Below are 15,299 nucleotides of genomic sequence, written 5' to 3' on the forward strand. Positions count from 1 at the left end.
ACGCTTGCGGCGAAAGCTTAATGGCTGACGCCGGCATAGGCCCGCTCGCCCCAAAGGGCCTCGACCGCCCGGTTGCGGCCGCAGCCATTGCGGTAATACCAGTAGCGGATCGGATTCCGCGTCGCGAAATCCTGGTGGTAGTCTTCGGCCGGCCAGAACTTCGCGGGGCCCTCGACGGGCGTCACGATCGGCCTGCCGAGTTCCGCCTCGGCCTTGATTTTCTCGGCCTTCGCCTGCATCGCCTGCTGCTCATCGAGCGCGTAAATCGCCGTCGAATAGGAGAAGCCGCGATCACAGAACTGGCCGCCGCCATCGGTCGGGTCGGTCGTGCGGAACAGCACGCCGACGAGTTCCGCATAAGAGACCCTGTCGGGATCGAACTTGATCCGCACCACCTCGCGGTGGCCGCCCTTCGCATAATCTTGATAGGTCGGATTTTCGCTCCTGCCGCCGGCATAGCCGGAAATCGTCTCGACAACGCCCGGCACGTCATCGAAATCGCTCTCGACGCACCAGAAACAGCCGCCGGCGAGGATCGCGTGTTGCGGCTCGGCTGCTCGCGCCGACGGCAGGAGACAGCTTACGGCAGTTGCGACAAGCAGGCGAGCGAGAAGCATCAGCGACCCTCCACCCTCTAATACCTATGCGCCTCGCGGCGGCTTTCAATTCACTTACCGACACGTCGATGCGAGAGTTGTGAAAAGCAAGACGGCGGGCCCTCTGCCCGCCGTCCAATTTCGATGATTTTTGAGCCCGGGACGCTTTAGAACCGCCGCTCGACCAGCATCTTCTTGATCTCGCCGATCGCCCTGGCCGGATTCAGCCCCTTGGGACAGGCCTGGGCGCAGTTCATGATCGTGTGACAGCGGTAAAGACGGAAAGGATCCTCGAGATTGTCGAGCCGCTCGCCGGTCGCCTCGTCTCTGGAGTCGATCAGCCAACGATAGGCCTGCAAGAGAACGGCGGGACCGAGATAGCGGTCGCCGTTCCACCAGTAGCTCGGACAGGAGGTCGAGCAGCAGGCGCAGAGGATGCACTCGTAGAGCCCGTCGAGCTTCTGGCGGTCCTCGTGGCTCTGCCGCCATTCCTTGGCAGGCGTCGGCGACACTGTCTTTAGCCAGGGCTCGATCGAGCGGTGCTGGGCGTAGAAATTGGTGAGATCCGGCACCAGGTCCTTGACCACCGGCATGTGCGGTAGCGGGTAGATCTTCACCGTGCCCTTGATCTCCTCCATGCCCTTGGTGCAGGCGAGCGTGTTAGTGCCGTCGATATTCATCGCACAGGAGCCGCAGATACCCTCGCGGCAGGAGCGCCGCAGCGTCAGCGTCGGATCGATCTTGTTCTTGATGTACAGCAGCCCGTCCAGGACCATCGGGCCGCAGTCGTCGATGTCGATGTAATAGGTGTCGATGCGCGGGTTCTTGCCGTCGTCCGGGTTCCAGCGATAGACGCGGTACTCGCGCAGATTGGTTGCGCCGACCGGCTTCGGCCAGACCTTGCCTTCATTGACCTGCGAGTTCTTCGGGAGAGCGAGTTCAACCATGTGCCTTAGTCCTCGAGATCAGTATACCCGCGCCTTCGGCTCGATCTTTTTCGGATCGATGCCGTCGGCGATCAGCTCGGTGTGCACCGGACGATACTCGAGCCGGACGTCGCCGGCGTCATTGACCCAGGCCAGCGTATGCTTGCGCCAGTTCATGTCGTCGCGGCCGCCGAGCGGACCATCCTTGTAGTCCTCGCGGGCGTGTGCGCCGCGGCTTTCCTTGCGCGCTTCGGCGCCGTAGACCGTGGTGATAGCGTTCGCCATCAGGTTCTCGAGCTCTAGCGTCTCGACGAGATCGGAATTCCAGATCATCGAGCGGTCGGTGACCTTGATGTCGGAAAGTTCCTTCCAGATTTCCGATAGCCGCCGGCAGCCGGATTCGAGCGATTCCTGGGTACGGAAGACGGCCGCGTCTTCCTGCATGGCGCGCTGCATCTTGTCGCGCAGCACCGCCGTCGGCGTACCGCCTTTGGCATGGCGCAGCCGGTCGAAGCGCTCGACGATGCGATCGCAGGCGGCCGCATCAAGCGCCGGGATCGATTCCTGGCGGTCGATGATCTGGCCGGCGCGGATCGCCGCGGCGCGGCCGAAGACGACGAGGTCGATCAACGAGTTGGAGCCCAGCCGGTTGGCGCCATGCACGGAGGCGCAGCCGGCTTCCCCGACCGCCATCAGGCCGGGCGCGATGCGCTCGGGGTTCTGAGCGTCTGCGTTCAGCACCTCGCCCCAGTAGTTGGTCGGGATGCCGCCCATGTTGTAGTGAACGGTCGGCAGCACCGGGATCGGCTCGCGGGTGACGTCGACGCCGGCGAAGATCTTCGCCGATTCCGAGATGCCCGGCAGCCGCTCGTGCAGCACCGCCGGATCGAGATGGTCGAGGTGCAGGAAGATGTGATCCTTGTTCTTGCCGACGCCGCGGCCTTCGCGGATTTCCAGCGTCATGCAGCGCGAGACGACGTCGCGCGAGGCGAGGTCCTTGGCCGACGGAGCGTAACGCTCCATGAAGCGCTCGCCTTCCGAGTTGACGAGATAGCCGCCCTCGCCGCGCGCGCCTTCGGTGATCAGGCAGCCCGAACCGTAGATGCCGGTCGGGTGGAACTGCACGAACTCCATGTCCTGCAGCGGCAGGCCGGCGCGGGCGATCATGCCGCCGCCGTCGCCGGTGCAGGTGTGCGCCGAGGTCGCCGAGAAATAGGCGCGGCCGTAACCGCCGGTCGCCAACACCACCATCTTCGCGGCGAAGCGATGGATGGTGCCGTCGTCCAGATTCCAGGCGACGACGCCGGTGCAGCGGCCGTCCTCGGCCATGATCAGGTCCATGGCGAAATATTCGATGAAGAATTCGGCGTTGTTCCTGAGCGACTGGCCGTAGAGCGTGTGCAGGATCGCATGGCCGGTGCGGTCGGCGACTGCGCAGGTCCGCTGCACCGGCGGACCTTCGCCATAATTCTGCATATGGCCGCCGAACGGCCGCTGATAGATCTTGCCTTCCTCGTTGCGCGAGAACGGCACTCCGTAGTGCTCGAGCTCGTAGACCGCCTTCGGCGCCTCCATGGTCAGGTACTGCATGGCGTCGACGTCGCCGAGCCAATCGGAGCCCTTGACGGTGTCGTAGAGATGCCACTGCCAGCTGTCCGGCGTCATGTTCTGCAGCGAGGCGGCGATGCCGCCCTGTGCTGCAACCGTGTGGGAGCGCGTCGGGAAGACCTTGGTGATGCAGGCGGTCTTGAGGCCCTGTTCGGCCATGCCGAGGGTGGCGCGCAGGCCCGCCCCGCCGGCGCCGACGACGACGACGTCGAAGGCGTGATCGACATATTGATAGGCTTTGCCGTTTGCAGCCGGTGAACTGATCGATGCCATGGCGAGTTATCCTGCGAAAGCGATCTTCAGGATGGCGAAAAGACAGAGCCCGCCGATCAGGATCGCAAAGAATGTATTGAGCATGAGAAGCGCAATCTTGACGCCCTCCGCATGAACATAATCCTCGATAATGACCTGCATGCCGATCCGCATGTGGATGAGCGCCGAGGTCACGACGAGACCGAGGATCACCGCGACGAAGGGATTGGAGAGCGCCGCGAGGAGCTCTGCATGCGGCGCGCCGGCGTAGCGGGCGACGAAGAAAACGAAGAAGATCAACAGCGGAATGTTGGAAACGGCCGTCAGGCGCTGGCGCCAGAAGTGGTCCGTGCCTTCCTTGGCCGAGCCGAGGCCGCGAACCTTGCCGAGGGGTGTGCGCATATCCATGGTGTTTCCCCTGTCAGCGAAGCAGAGAAGCGATGATCCAGATGACGAGCGTCAGCGTCACCGATCCGGCGAGCGTCGCCTTGGCCATCTTCGTCGCGAAGTGCTTTTCGTAGCCGTAGCCGAGGTCCCAGACGAGATGGCGCAGGCCGCCCAGCATGTGGTGCATCAGCGCCCAGGTGTAGCCGAACAGCACGAGCTTGCCGATCAGCGTGCCAAACAGCCAGTTCACCCAATCGTAATAGGCCGCACCCGAGGCGGCGGCGATCAACCACCAGGCCACTAGGACCGTGCCGAAATACAGTGCGCCGCCGGTGATGCGGTGCATGATCGACATGACCATGGTGGGAATTGGTTTGTAGATTTGAAGATGCGGCGAGAGCGGCCGGCTTCTTGTGACATCCGTCATCGGAACCTCACGAAATGACCGGATTTCTCGCCCTTTAACTAGACTATTCTAATCCGGTATCGCACCCGATTGTGCGCAATTCAGTCATTCGGACCTTTAATCACCATATTGCTTAACGACAAGTATGTTTGCAGTGCAAAATAAATAAAATCGATTAGACGAAAAGCGGCATTTTCCGGTCTGCCGGAGACATCCCGCCGTTAACGATAAGGCCGGAAAAAGCCAATCAAATTCGTGACATTTGGCAGCGCTTACATCAGGATGCGGTTAAGAGTTCGTTAACCGCATCCGAGGGGCATGGCAGAATGAATCTGTTGCGCGCGGTCCACGCGACCAAAGTTCTACTCCTGGCCCTGGCCTTGGCAATCCCCGCCGGCCTGCCTGCGAGCGCCGGGAGCGACAGGGGCCTCCAGGACGTGGAGACGCGCGTGCGGCATGTCCGGCTCAAGGATCGCCCGCCGCACCGCGCCTGGCGCAAGGCGCGGCACCTCCGCCATTTCGCCGGCCATCGGCGCCACCGCTCCGTCAATTCCAGCATCGATGATTTCTCGTCCTTCGAGACGGGCGGCCTCCGCGACGTTCAGACCCGCACCCGCCATGTCCGACGCAAGCACTGGCCCCCGCACTTCGTGCGGCGTGATCGCAATCGAGGCCCCTGGATCGTCATTGACGGAAGGGGCTACGGCGCCGGCCGCTATAGCGGCGACATCGACGGCGGCTATGATTTCCCCTCCGATATCCCTGGCCTCGGCACCTATGCCGGCAATCTTTCAGCCTATGAGGATGTGGGCACCGGCATCTATTTCAGCCAGACCGGCAGCTATTCCTATGTCGCCGGGGATAACCTTGAGGCCGCCCCGCCGGCCGAGCGCCCGAAAATCATCGTCGTCTCGCCGCAGACCAATGCCAGCGCCTGCGCCTGGGAGCACGGTGTGTGTGTCGTCCGGCCGTAGAGCGATGTGAAGGGTAGGAAAGCGCCAAAATCAGGAAGCGGTGCTAATACCCCCCTCTGCCCTGCCGGGCATCTCCCCCACAAGGAGGGAGATTGGCAAGCGGCGATGTCTCGCCCGATCAGCGCCGTTGCGGGTTTACGGCCGGAGTCGGCAACTTCGGCGGAGCGGCGGGGCAGCATCTGTATCTCCCTCCTTGTGGGGGAGATGCCCGGCAGGGCAGAGGGGGTGAATCCCGGTCGCCCGCGACGACTACCGCGCGCGCTGACGGTAAGGATCCAATCACGCTCCAACGTTCGTGTCGGCGGCCCCAAACCGCCAAACCGTGGTCCGCTTCACCTCGCTGTCCTCGAGCGCCCTGGTGACCGGCACCTCATAGGTCGCAAGCGCCGCCAGCCGCTCGCGCGGGCAATAGGCGCGGCCCGGATCACCGACGATAACCGCGGCACCGGCGCTCCCGAGCGCCTCGAACCAAGGCTGCAGCAGATCGGCAAAGCCCTTGTCGTAAAAGACGTCGCCGGCGAGATAGACGTCGGCCTCACCCTCGCGGCCGATGATGTCCTCGCCGAGAAACCTCACTTCAACGCCATTCAGATCCGCATTGAGCCGCACGGCCGTTTCGGCCCAGGGATCGATATCAACGGCGAGAACCTCGGCGGCGCCGGCCAGCATGGCGGCAATCGCCACGAGACCGGAGCCGGAGGCGAAATCGACGACGCGGCGGCCGCGCACCACCTCCGGATGATCGAGGACATAGCGGGCGAGACCCTGCCCGCCCGCCCAGGCAAAGGCCCAGAAGGGCGGCGGCAGGCCGATCGCCTCCAGTTCCTCCTCGGTCTTCAGCCACAGGTCATGCGCTTCGCTCGCCAGATGGAGCCGGATCTCCGGTACATGCGGCGGCGAGAGAATGCCGGTATTGGCGCGGATGAAGCTTTCCGGATCCGTTTTCAAGATTGGAGACTCGGGGGGGCGTGCGCCGAGAGCAATTACTTCGGCGGGTTGTCGAGCCCACCCATGCGGCAGACCTCGATCCACTCGTCCTCGGTCACCGGCTGGACGGAGAGGCGCATCGAGGTCACCAGCGACATCTTGGCGAGTTTCGGGTTTTCCTTGATTTCCTTCAAGGAGACCGGACGTGGCATGTCGATCACGGCGCGGATGTCGACGCAGTCCCAGCGGGCATCGCCGTCAGCGGTGGAGTCCGGATGCGAAAGGGCGCAGACCTCGGTGATGCCGACGATCTCCAGCCCCTCGTTGGAATGATAGAAGAAGCCCTTGTCGCCGATTTTCATCGCCCGCATGTTGTTGCGCGCCAGATAGTTGCGCACGCCCGTCCATTCGGTGCCCTTCTCGCCGGCATCCTTCTGCATCTGCCAGGACCATTTGTTGGGTTCGGATTTATAGAGCCAGTGGGCCATCGCTCCCTCACGCGTCCGGATTGTTGAAGACCCAGTTGTAGGCCTTGATCTCGACATTGGCGAAGAGGCCCGCCTTGGCATAGGGATCGGCCGCGGCGATCTCCTCAGCTTCTTCGATCGTCTCGGCCTTGACGATCACCAGGCTTCCCGTCGGCTTGCCGTCGGCGCCGAGAAAGGGGCCGGCGATCTTCAGGACGCCCTTGGCGTTGAGGTCGTTGAGATAGGCGAGATGGTCGGGCCGCGTGTCGAGCCTCAATTGCAGGGCGCCCGGCTTATCCGTGCAGAGCAGTGCGAAGAGCATGGTTCCTCCTATGAGAATGCGCGGGCCGGTCACTCCTGGGTGATCGGCCGCGACATCAATTGTTCGAGAGCAGTGCGCACATCGAGCCTGCCGTCGATGATGGCGGCGACGGCTTCGGTGATCGGCATCTCGATGCCGAGGTCCTGTGCCACGCGCCCCGCCACCGACGCGGCAAAGGCGCCCTCGACGAGCTCGCCGCCGCTGCCGTCGGCACGGCCGTTGTTGCCGAGTGCTATGCCGAAGCGCAGGTTGCGGGACTGGTGGCTGGTCGCCGTCAGCACCAGGTCGCCGAGGCCCGACAGGCCGCGCACCGTATCGGCCTCGCCGCCGCGTGCGGCGATGAAGCGCGACATTTCCGCAAGGCCGCGGGAGATCAGCGCCGCGCGGGCGGAATCGCCGAGGCCCGCCCCTTCGACGATGCCGCAGGCAATCGCCAGCACGTTCTTGAGCGCGCCGCCGAGCTGGACGCCGATGCGGTCGGTCGACGGGTAGAGCCGGAAGGTCGGTCCGGACAGTGCTTCGGCCAGTTGCGTCGCAATTGCCATGTCGGGAGCGGCGACGACCATCGCCGTCGGCAGGCCTTTGGCGATGTCGGCGGCGAAGCCTGGCCCGGAAAGGACGCCGATCCTGTGGCCCGGCAATTCGTCTGCAAGCAACTCGGTCAGCAGCCGGCCGGTCGATTGCTCCATGCCCTTGGCGCAGGTGACGATCGTCGCATCGGCGCCGATCGCCGCGCCGTAGGTCTGCGCCGCGGTCCTGTGTTCCTGCGACGGCATGGCAAAGAGCACGATATCTGCTCCCGCCAGCGCCGCGGCATCGGCGGAAAAGCCAAGCCCAGCGGGAAGCGCGATGCCCGGCAAAGCCCTTTCGTTGCGGCCGGTCAGACGGCATTCCGCCGCCACTTCCTCGCGGCGCGAAAGCAGCGTCACGTCCGCATTGGCCTTTGCCGCCGCAACAGCCGCAAGGGCCGTGCCGAAGGCGCCCGCGCCGACGACGGCGATCTTTGGCACGATCGTTTGGTTAGCGCTCATCTTCTGTCCGTCATGCCTTGGCGCCGCGTTTTCCGGAGCCGATCAAGGCCCGGGCCTCGCTGTCGAGCGGCCAGCGCGAACGCGGCGCGACATCGAGCCCGTCGGCCGGCAGCCCCGCCGCCAGCCGCTCGGCGCCTGCCCAGGCGATCATCGCCGCATTGTCCGTGCAAAGCTGAAGCGGCGGCGCGACGAAGCGGAAGCCGTGCGTGTCGCAGAGCGCCTGCAGCGTTTGCCGGAGCGTCTGGTTGGCGGCCACGCCCCCGGCAACGACCAGCGCCGGCCGATCGACCGATGGATATTCGCCCTTGAACCGCTTCAGCCCGCGGCCGACGCGATCCTTCAGCGTCCGCGCAATGGCCCGCTGGAACGAGGCGCAGATGTCGGCGATATCCTGTTCGGTGACCGGCTCCAGCGATTGCGCTGCCTGCCGCACCGCCGTCTTCAGGCCGGAAAAGGAGAAGTCGAGCCGGGCATCGCCGACGAGCGGCCGGGGGAAGTCGAAGCGCTCGGGATTGCCGTTTCGGGCCGCCCGTTCCACCGCAGGCCCGCCCGGATAGAGAAGGCCGAGCAGCTTCGCCGTCTTGTCGAAGGCCTCGCCGAGCGCGTCGTCGATGGTCGTGCCCCAGCGCTCGTAGTCGCCGACGCCCTTGACCAGAATCAGTTGCGTGTGGCCGCCCGAGACGATCAGCATCAGATAGGGAAAGGCAAGTCCGTCCGTCAGCCGCGCCGTCAGCGCGTGGCCTTCGAGATGGTTGATGGCGTAGAGCGGCTTGCCGGTCGCCCGGGCGATCGCCTTGCCGGTCATCAGCCCGACGATCAGGCCGCCGATCAGGCCGGGACCGCTCGTCGCAGCGATCGCGTCGATGTCCGTGAGCGTCACCCCGGCCCGCAGCAACGCTTCCTCGATCAGCGCATCGAGCGCCTCGACATGGGCGCGCGCGGCGATCTCCGGCACGACGCCGCCATAGGCGCTGTGCTCTTCAAGCTGGCTCAGCACCACGTCGCCAAGAATCCGGCCGCCGCCCTCCTCGTCGCGCAGCACGACGGAAGCCGCGGTTTCGTCGCAGCTTGTCTCAATGCCGAGGATGCGCAAGGGCGGGGACATGACGTGGTATACTCAAAGATTGCGGTCACCCATAAAGGTGGGTACACGGAACTCCTACAGCGCAGTGCGTCTTTCAGAGGCACAAAGGACGCTGTAACGCTTTGAAGTGCTGCATGGTTTTTCCTCAGATCGTTTCCGATCGAAGGAAACCTGCAGTAACAACGGATGGCCAAGGATGCAAACAAAACCTTTCCGCATCGGCACGCGCGGCAGCCCGCTGGCGCTCGCCCAGACTCATGAGACGCGCGACCGCCTGGCCGCCGCCCATGGCCTGCCGCCGGAAATGTTCGAAGTCGTCGTGCTGTCGACGAAGGGCGATCGCATCACCGACCGGCCGCTCGCCGAGATCGGCGGCAAGGGCCTGTTCACCGAGGAGCTCGAGCAGCAGCTTCTGTCGGGCGATCTCGACTTCGCCGTCCATTCGTCGAAGGACATGCCGACGAAGCTGCCCGACGGGCTGTGTCTCTCCGCCTTCCTGCCGCGCGAGGATATCCGCGATGCCTTCGTCGGGCGAACGGCCCCGAAGCTTGTGGATCTGCCCGAGGGCGCCACCGTCGGCTCGTCGTCGCTGCGCCGCCAGGCGCTGATCCGGCGACTGAGGCCCGACATCAACGTCATCACCTATCGCGGCCAGGTCGAGACGCGGCTGCGCAAGCTCACCGAAGGCCAGGTCGACGGCACGCTGCTCGCCTATGCCGGGCTGAAGCGGCTCGGCATGACCGACGTGCCGACCGAACTGCTCGATCCTGAGGCGTTTCCGCCGGCCCCGGCCCAGGGCGCGATCTGCATCGAAAGCCGCGTCGGCGACGACCGGGTAAATACGCTGCTTGCCGCAATCGACGACCCGCGCACCCATGAGGCGGTCGCCTGCGAGCGCGGCTTCCTGGCGTCGCTCGACGGCTCCTGCCGCACGCCGATTGCCGGCTACGCGCAGTCGGACGGCGCACATATCCGCTTCTTTGGCATGATCCTGACGCCCGACGGCGCCACCTCGCATCGCATCGAAATCGACGGCAAGGCTGCGGAGGCGGCGGAACTTGGGCGCAAGGCCGGCGAACAGATCCGTGCCAAGGCCGGACCGGGGTTCTTTTCGAGCTGGACCTGACCGATGCGCGTGCTCGTCACCCGTCCTCGCCCGGCAGCCGAACGAACGGCGCTGAAGCTCGAAGCGATGGGACACCAGCCCACCGTCCTGCCGCTGATTCAGGCGCAGCATTTTGTCGCCGCGCTCCGCGCCGGCTTCGAGCGGCCCCATGACGCGGTTGCCGTGACCAGCGCCGAGGCGATCCGTGTTCTGGCCGAGCTCGGTCCCGCACTTCAAGCGCATCTATCGACGCCGCTTTTCGCCGTCGGTGCGGCGACGGCGGCCGTCGCCACCGATCTCGGCTTCACTGACGTCCGGGTCGGCGTGGGAACCGGCGAAGCGCTGGCGGAAACGGTTGCCGGCTTTCTTGGCCCCGGAACCGGATCTCTGCTTTATTTCGCCGGCTTGCCGCGCGCCGATGGCTTCGAACATTCGCTTCGTCAGCGGGCGATCGATCACGTGACCGTCGAATGCTACCGCATGATTCCTGTCGACCATCCGCTGGAAACGCTGCCGGCCCTCACCCGCTCCGGCCCGTTCGACGCGGTGCTGCTCTACTCACGCGAAACGGCTCGGCGGCTTGCCGCGCTGATGCGCGACAGCGGCGTTGATTGCGCCGACTTTTCCACCCGTTACCTCTGCCTCAGCGCCACTGTCAAAGAGGCGCTGCCCAGCGGCGCTGCAGCAGAAGTGGCACCTGCGCCCGACGAGGAAAGCCTGCTGAAGATCCTTTGAGGCGGGATCAGCAAAGGCAGCGACGATTTTCCGCTGGCTTCCCGCCGTCGGTCAGCTCATCTAAGGCAAATGCCGCAAAAACGAGGCCCGGGGACTTTCCCTGTTGCGCTTCCCTGACTAGGTTTGGCTTTCAGAGCCCGACAGAACGGTAAGAGGTCACTATGGTATCGGAGAAGCCGCCGCGCCGCTCGCAACCGGAAAAGGAACCGCTGACGATCGACCTGGAGGCGGAGAGAACCGTCACCGAAGAGACGGAATCGATCGCCAGCCGGGAGCCGGTGACCGACGAGCCGGCGGAGATCTCGGCGACAACGGCCCCGGACGCGACCGGACCTGCGGCGGACGACGTCGAAGCGGAGAAGGCCGTAGAAGAAGAGGCCGAACGGAAAGCGGAAACCGAGGAGGAACGCGCCAACGCGGCTGCCGCCGCTTTCGACGAGGAGCCCCCGCATCTGAGCAGCGGCGCGACAGCCGAACCGAAGAGAAGGCAGGGGACGAGCGCCGGGGCGCTTGCCGCCGGCATCCTTGGCGGCCTCGTCGCGCTTCTCGGCGCCGGCGTCTTGCAATATGCCGGCTATGTACCGGCACCGGGGCCGGATCGCGGCAACGGATCGGTCGAGCAGAACCTGACGGGTGAAATCGAGGCGATCAAGGCCGAGCTCCGGTCGCGGCCGACGGCCGCGGCAGAGGCGGTCGACCTCGCTCCGCTGGAAAGCCGCCTCGCCGCGCTGGAACAGGCGGCCCCCTCGGCGGCGAACGCACCCGATGTGACGGCGCTCCAGGCCGAGGTCGCCAACCTGACCAAGGAAATCGCTGCGCTGAAAACCGATCTCGCCGACGCCCGGCAATCGGCGGACACCGCCAAGGCCGAACTCGCCGGCCGCATCGACCAGGCCGAGCAAAAGCTTAATGAGCCGGTGAACGACATCGAAATGGCCAAAGCGGTCGCCGTCACCGCGCTGAAGACCGCAATCGATCGCGGCGGGCCGTTCCTCGCCGAACTCGAGGCGTTGCGCAGCATCGCGCCTGAAGACGCTGCGGTGAAAGCGCTTGCCGAGGACGCCAAGACCGGCGTCGCCACACGGACGGATCTGCGTGAGGCGTTTCCGGCAACGGCGACCGCAATGCTCGACGCCCTGCACCAGCCGGACCCGAACGAAGGCATTTTTGCCCGGCTCATCTCGAGCGCCATGTCCGGCATTCGCGTCCGGCCGGTCGGCAGCGTCGAGGGAGACACGCCGGAGGCGATGATCGCCCGCATCGAAGACAAGCTCAACAATGGCGACCTCAAGGGCGCTTCGCTCGAATGGGAAGGCCTTCCTGACGCGGCGAAAGCGGCGGGCCAGAATTTCAAAGAGAAGCTCGACCGGCGACTGCGCGTCGAAACCGCTATCGGTGCGGCCGTGGCGGCGACCATGACGCGAAACGGCACCCAAGGCTAAGGGGAGGAAACAAGACTAGATGGTCCGGATATTGTTCTTCATCCTGCTCGTCCTTGCGCTCGCACTCGGCTTTGCCTGGCTGGCGGATCGGCCGGGAGAGCTGTCGCTGATCTGGCAGGGCCAGCGCATCGAAATGAGCCTGATGCGCGCCGCCACCATCCTGATCTCGGTCGTCGCCGCGATCCTGATCGTCCTTTGGCTGATCCGCACGATCTGGCTGTCGCCCTATACGGTGACGCGCTACTTCCGCGCCCGCAAGCGCGATCGCGGCTACCAGGCGCTCTCGACCGGCCTGATCGCAGCGGGCGCCGGCGACGCCGCGCTGGCGCGCAAGATGGCCAGCCGCGCGCGCGGCCTGATCCGCGTCGACCAGGAGCCGCTCATCCACCTCTTGGAGGCGCAGACGGCGCTGATCGAAGGCAAATATGACGATGCGCGCAAGAAGTTCGAGCTGATGGCGGACGACGAGGAGACACGCGAGCTTGGTCTGCGCGGGCTCTATCTCGAAGCCAAGCGGCTGGGTGCCAACGAGGCCGCCCGCCAATATGCCGAACGGGCTGCCGAAAAGGCGCCGCACCTTTCCTGGGCGACACTTGCGACCCTCGACCAGCGCAGCCAGGCGGGCGAGTGGGACGAGGCAATTCACCTTCTCGACCAGAGCCGCGCCGCCAATGTTCTCGACAAGAAGGAAGCGAACCGCAAGAAGGCCGTGCTGCTCACCGCCCGGGCCACGAGCAAGCTGGAGGCCGATCCGAAGGCCGCCCGCGACGACGCGGTCGCCGCACTGAAGCTCGACGATCGGCTGGTGCCGGCGGCGCTCGTCGCCGCCAAGGCGCTGTTTCGCGAGGACAATCTGCGCAAGGGCGCTTCTGTCCTCGAAAAGATCTGGAAGCAGGAACCGCATCCGGACGTGGCCCGGCTTTACGTCCGGGCGCGCGGCGGCGATTCCGCCGTCGACCGGCTGAAGCGCGCCAAAAGGCTGGAAACGCTCCGCGGCAACAATGCCGTCAGCCTGGCAACGGTCGCCGATGCAGCTCTTGAGGCACGCGAACTGGCGCTTGCCCGGGAGAAGGCCGAAGCCGCCGTCCGGCTGGCACCGAGCGAGAGCATCTTCCTGCTGCTTGCCGACATCGAAGAGGCCGACACCGGCGACGAGGGCCGCATCCGCCACTGGATGGCGCAGGCGCTCAGAAGCCCGCGCGACCCGGCCTGGACCGCCGATGGCGTGACCTCGCCGACCTGGCTGCCGGTCTCGCCGGTCAGCGGCCGGCTCGACGCCTTCGAATGGAAGGCACCCCCGTCGCCGCTTGCCGGCCCCACCGAGGACGGTCGCCTCAGCCCCGACGATGCCATCCGCAGCCTGCCTCCGGTAGCACCCGACCAGCCGGCGATCGCGCCGGCGGCCCCGGCTGCGATCAAGCCTGAAGCAGGCCCTCCCGTGCTGGAAGCGGAACCCCCGTCGCCGACACCTGCCCCGATAAAGGTGCCCGAGCGGAAAGAACCCTTGGTTCCGCCCACCAAGAGCGAGGAAACCGCTGCCGCGGACGAGGAGGCCGCACCGTTCTTCGGGCGTCCGCCGGACGATCCCGGCGTGCGCGAGCGGGTGGTGGAAGAAGGCAGCAAGGCCACCTTCCGGCTGTTCTGAGTTCTGGTTTCAAGGGTTGCGGGCATAGGCATGTTTGAACGGTTTCGAGGGTTTCTCGAAGAACTGACGGGTACGGGTGCGCGAATCGACAAGGACGATCCGCGCGTGGCGGTCATCGGGCTCTGTTTTCAGGTGATGGAGGCGGACGGCGCCATCCGTTCGTCGGAACGCCGCACGTTGCGCAAGATCATCAAGGAGCACTACAGGCTCGACGATGCTGCGCTCAACGCGCTGGTCGCGGCCGGCGAAACCGCCGAAAGCGAGGCGATCGACTTCTACCGCTTCACTTCCGAGATCAAGCGCCACCTCTCCGAGGACCAGCGCATCGAACTCGTCGGCATGCTGTGGGACATCGTCTATGCCGACGGCGCACGCAGCGAAATGGAGGATCACGCAATCTGGCGGATCGCCGATCTCCTTGGCGTCTCCGGGCGCGACCGGGTTTTGAAACGGCGGGAGGCAGCGGCCAAGATCGACATGGTTGAGGAGGAGAACGAGGCACAACAGGAAAGCTGACGATGCCGCGAGAAGCTTGCGACGCCAACAGACCGATCCTCGTCGTCCTCCACCAGGAGCGGTCGAGCGCAGGCCGCGTCGGCCATATTCTCGAGCAGAAGGGCTTTTCCCTCGATATCCGCCGCCCGGCGCTTGGCGACGAGCTGCCGCCGACGCTCGAGGGTCATTCGGGTACGATCATCTTCGGCGGGCCGATGAGCGCCAATGACGAGGAGGAATTCGTTCGCCGCGAGATCGATTGGCTGTCGGTGCCGCTCCTCGAAAACAAGCCCTATCTCGGCATCTGCCTTGGCGCCCAGATGCTCGCCCGCAATCTCGGCGGCAAGGTCGCCCCCCATCACCAGGGCATGACCGAAATCGGCTGGTATCCGCTTGAGGCCACCGAGGCCGGCAAGGCGCTGCTCGACTGGCCGGCCATGGTCTACCACTTCCACCGCGAAGGCTTCGATCTGCCGAAGGGTGCCGAACTGCTGGCGACCGGCGACACCTATCCGAACCAGGCCTTTCGCTACGGCGAGAACGCCTGGGGCATCCAGTTCCACGGCGAACTGACGCGCGCGATGATGCATCGCTGGGTCGTGCACGGCGCCCACCGCTTCGTGCTGCCCGGCGCCCAATTGGGCAAGGCGCATCTCGAAGGCCGGATGATCCACGACCACCCCTTGCGCACCTGGATGGAGAATTTTCTCGAGCTGATCTTTTTGCGCGGCGAAACAGCGGCGGGACCTCGTGTGCCCGATGATGAATGCCCCTCTCCTCGGGTTTAACCCGAGGACTAACCCTCTCCCCGTTTTGACGGGGAGAGGGGACTTGGGCCGGCGCGGCGTCGCCCCTTCTCCCAGTCAACACGGGGAGAAGGTCGCGGCAGCGGGATGA

17 protein-coding genes are annotated in these 15,299 nt (G+C 65.3%); 7 read left to right on the forward strand and 10 right to left on the reverse strand.

What is annotated here, in order from left to right:
• Window positions 1-17: 17 nt before the first annotated feature.
• From msrA to sdhC, 5 genes are all read right to left on the reverse strand, one after another.
• Window positions 18-617: a peptide-methionine (S)-S-oxide reductase MsrA gene (gene msrA, locus CO664_RS18375; protein WP_097539539.1), complete on the reverse strand. Its 600-nt coding sequence runs from the start codon at window positions 615-617 to the stop codon at window positions 18-20.
• A gap of 146 nt (window positions 618-763) precedes the next feature.
• Window positions 764-1,543, reverse strand: coding sequence for a succinate dehydrogenase iron-sulfur subunit (locus tag CO664_RS18380; RefSeq protein ID WP_037417782.1), 780 nt, complete (start codon window positions 1,541-1,543; stop codon window positions 764-766).
• Window positions 1,544-1,561: 18 nt separating this feature from the next.
• The gene (sdhA, locus tag CO664_RS18385) at window positions 1,562-3,403 is read right to left on the reverse strand and encodes a succinate dehydrogenase flavoprotein subunit (protein WP_097526157.1); all 1,842 of its coding nucleotides are present in this window, start codon (window positions 3,401-3,403) and stop codon (window positions 1,562-1,564) included.
• A gap of 6 nt (window positions 3,404-3,409) precedes the next feature.
• Window positions 3,410-3,790 carry a succinate dehydrogenase, hydrophobic membrane anchor protein gene (sdhD, locus tag CO664_RS18390; protein ID WP_037417785.1) on the reverse strand — a complete coding sequence of 127 codons (381 nt, stop codon included), beginning with the start codon at window positions 3,788-3,790 and terminating at the stop codon, window positions 3,410-3,412.
• A 13-nt stretch (window positions 3,791-3,803) separates the two neighbouring features.
• A complete protein-coding gene (gene sdhC / locus CO664_RS18395) occupies window positions 3,804-4,196 on the reverse strand; it encodes a succinate dehydrogenase, cytochrome b556 subunit (RefSeq protein WP_037417786.1) in 393 nt (130 codons plus the stop codon).
• 305 nt (window positions 4,197-4,501) lie between these two features.
• Here sdhC and CO664_RS18400 point away from each other — a divergent pair, with 305 nt between their 5' ends.
• Window positions 4,502-5,149 (forward strand): hypothetical protein, encoded by a 648-nt coding sequence (locus CO664_RS18400; RefSeq protein WP_097526155.1) that lies wholly within the window; start codon window positions 4,502-4,504, stop codon window positions 5,147-5,149.
• 279 nt (window positions 5,150-5,428) lie between these two features.
• Here CO664_RS18400 and CO664_RS18410 read toward each other — a convergent pair whose 3' ends face one another.
• The 5 genes from CO664_RS18410 to tsaD are packed head-to-tail and all read right to left on the reverse strand — an operon-like array spanning window position 5,429 to window position 9,001.
• A complete protein-coding gene (locus CO664_RS18410; RefSeq protein ID WP_097539540.1) occupies window positions 5,429-6,097 on the reverse strand; it encodes a methyltransferase in 669 nt (222 codons plus the stop codon).
• 35 nt (window positions 6,098-6,132) lie between these two features.
• Window positions 6,133-6,564 (reverse strand): EVE domain-containing protein, encoded by a 432-nt coding sequence (locus CO664_RS18415; protein WP_037417789.1) that lies wholly within the window; start codon window positions 6,562-6,564, stop codon window positions 6,133-6,135.
• Between the two features lie 7 nt (window positions 6,565-6,571).
• A complete protein-coding gene (locus tag CO664_RS18420; RefSeq protein WP_037417790.1) occupies window positions 6,572-6,865 on the reverse strand; it encodes a YciI-like protein in 294 nt (97 codons plus the stop codon).
• Window positions 6,866-6,894: 29 nt separating this feature from the next.
• Entirely contained in the window at window positions 6,895-7,896 is a 1,002-nt protein-coding gene (locus tag CO664_RS18425) for an NAD(P)H-dependent glycerol-3-phosphate dehydrogenase (protein ID WP_097539541.1), read from the reverse strand.
• A gap of 10 nt (window positions 7,897-7,906) precedes the next feature.
• Complete coding sequence (gene tsaD / locus CO664_RS18430; protein WP_097539542.1) at window positions 7,907-9,001, reverse strand: tRNA (adenosine(37)-N6)-threonylcarbamoyltransferase complex transferase subunit TsaD; 1,095 nt, start codon at window positions 8,999-9,001, stop codon at window positions 7,907-7,909.
• 175 nt (window positions 9,002-9,176) lie between these two features.
• Between tsaD and hemC the strand changes: the two genes are divergently transcribed.
• The 6 genes from hemC to CO664_RS18460 all read left to right on the forward strand — a co-directional run bounded on the left by hemC (window position 9,177) and on the right by CO664_RS18460 (window position 15,190).
• Window positions 9,177-10,106 carry a hydroxymethylbilane synthase gene (gene hemC, locus CO664_RS18435; RefSeq protein ID WP_097539543.1) on the forward strand — a complete coding sequence of 310 codons (930 nt, stop codon included), beginning with the start codon at window positions 9,177-9,179 and terminating at the stop codon, window positions 10,104-10,106.
• 3 nt (window positions 10,107-10,109) lie between these two features.
• On the forward strand, window positions 10,110-10,820 hold the full coding sequence (locus CO664_RS18440) for a uroporphyrinogen-III synthase (RefSeq protein WP_097539544.1): 711 nt from the start codon (window positions 10,110-10,112) through the stop codon (window positions 10,818-10,820).
• A gap of 161 nt (window positions 10,821-10,981) precedes the next feature.
• Window positions 10,982-12,262, forward strand: a complete 1,281-nt coding sequence (locus CO664_RS18445; protein ID WP_097539546.1) for a COG4223 family protein — start codon at window positions 10,982-10,984, stop codon at window positions 12,260-12,262.
• Window positions 12,263-12,281: 19 nt separating this feature from the next.
• Window positions 12,282-13,907, forward strand: coding sequence for a heme biosynthesis protein HemY (locus CO664_RS18450; RefSeq protein ID WP_097539547.1), 1,626 nt, complete (start codon window positions 12,282-12,284; stop codon window positions 13,905-13,907).
• A gap of 30 nt (window positions 13,908-13,937) precedes the next feature.
• Window positions 13,938-14,423, forward strand: coding sequence for a TerB family tellurite resistance protein (locus CO664_RS18455; protein ID WP_037417803.1), 486 nt, complete (start codon window positions 13,938-13,940; stop codon window positions 14,421-14,423).
• Window positions 14,424-14,425: 2 nt separating this feature from the next.
• Window positions 14,426-15,190 carry a glutamine amidotransferase gene (locus tag CO664_RS18460; RefSeq protein WP_097539548.1) on the forward strand — a complete coding sequence of 255 codons (765 nt, stop codon included), beginning with the start codon at window positions 14,426-14,428 and terminating at the stop codon, window positions 15,188-15,190.
• Window positions 15,191-15,299 lie beyond the last annotated feature (109 nt).

The sequence above is a fragment of the Sinorhizobium sp. NG07B genome, from assembly GCF_002532005.1.
GTDB classification, from domain to species: domain Bacteria; phylum Pseudomonadota; class Alphaproteobacteria; order Rhizobiales; family Rhizobiaceae; genus Sinorhizobium; species Sinorhizobium fredii_C.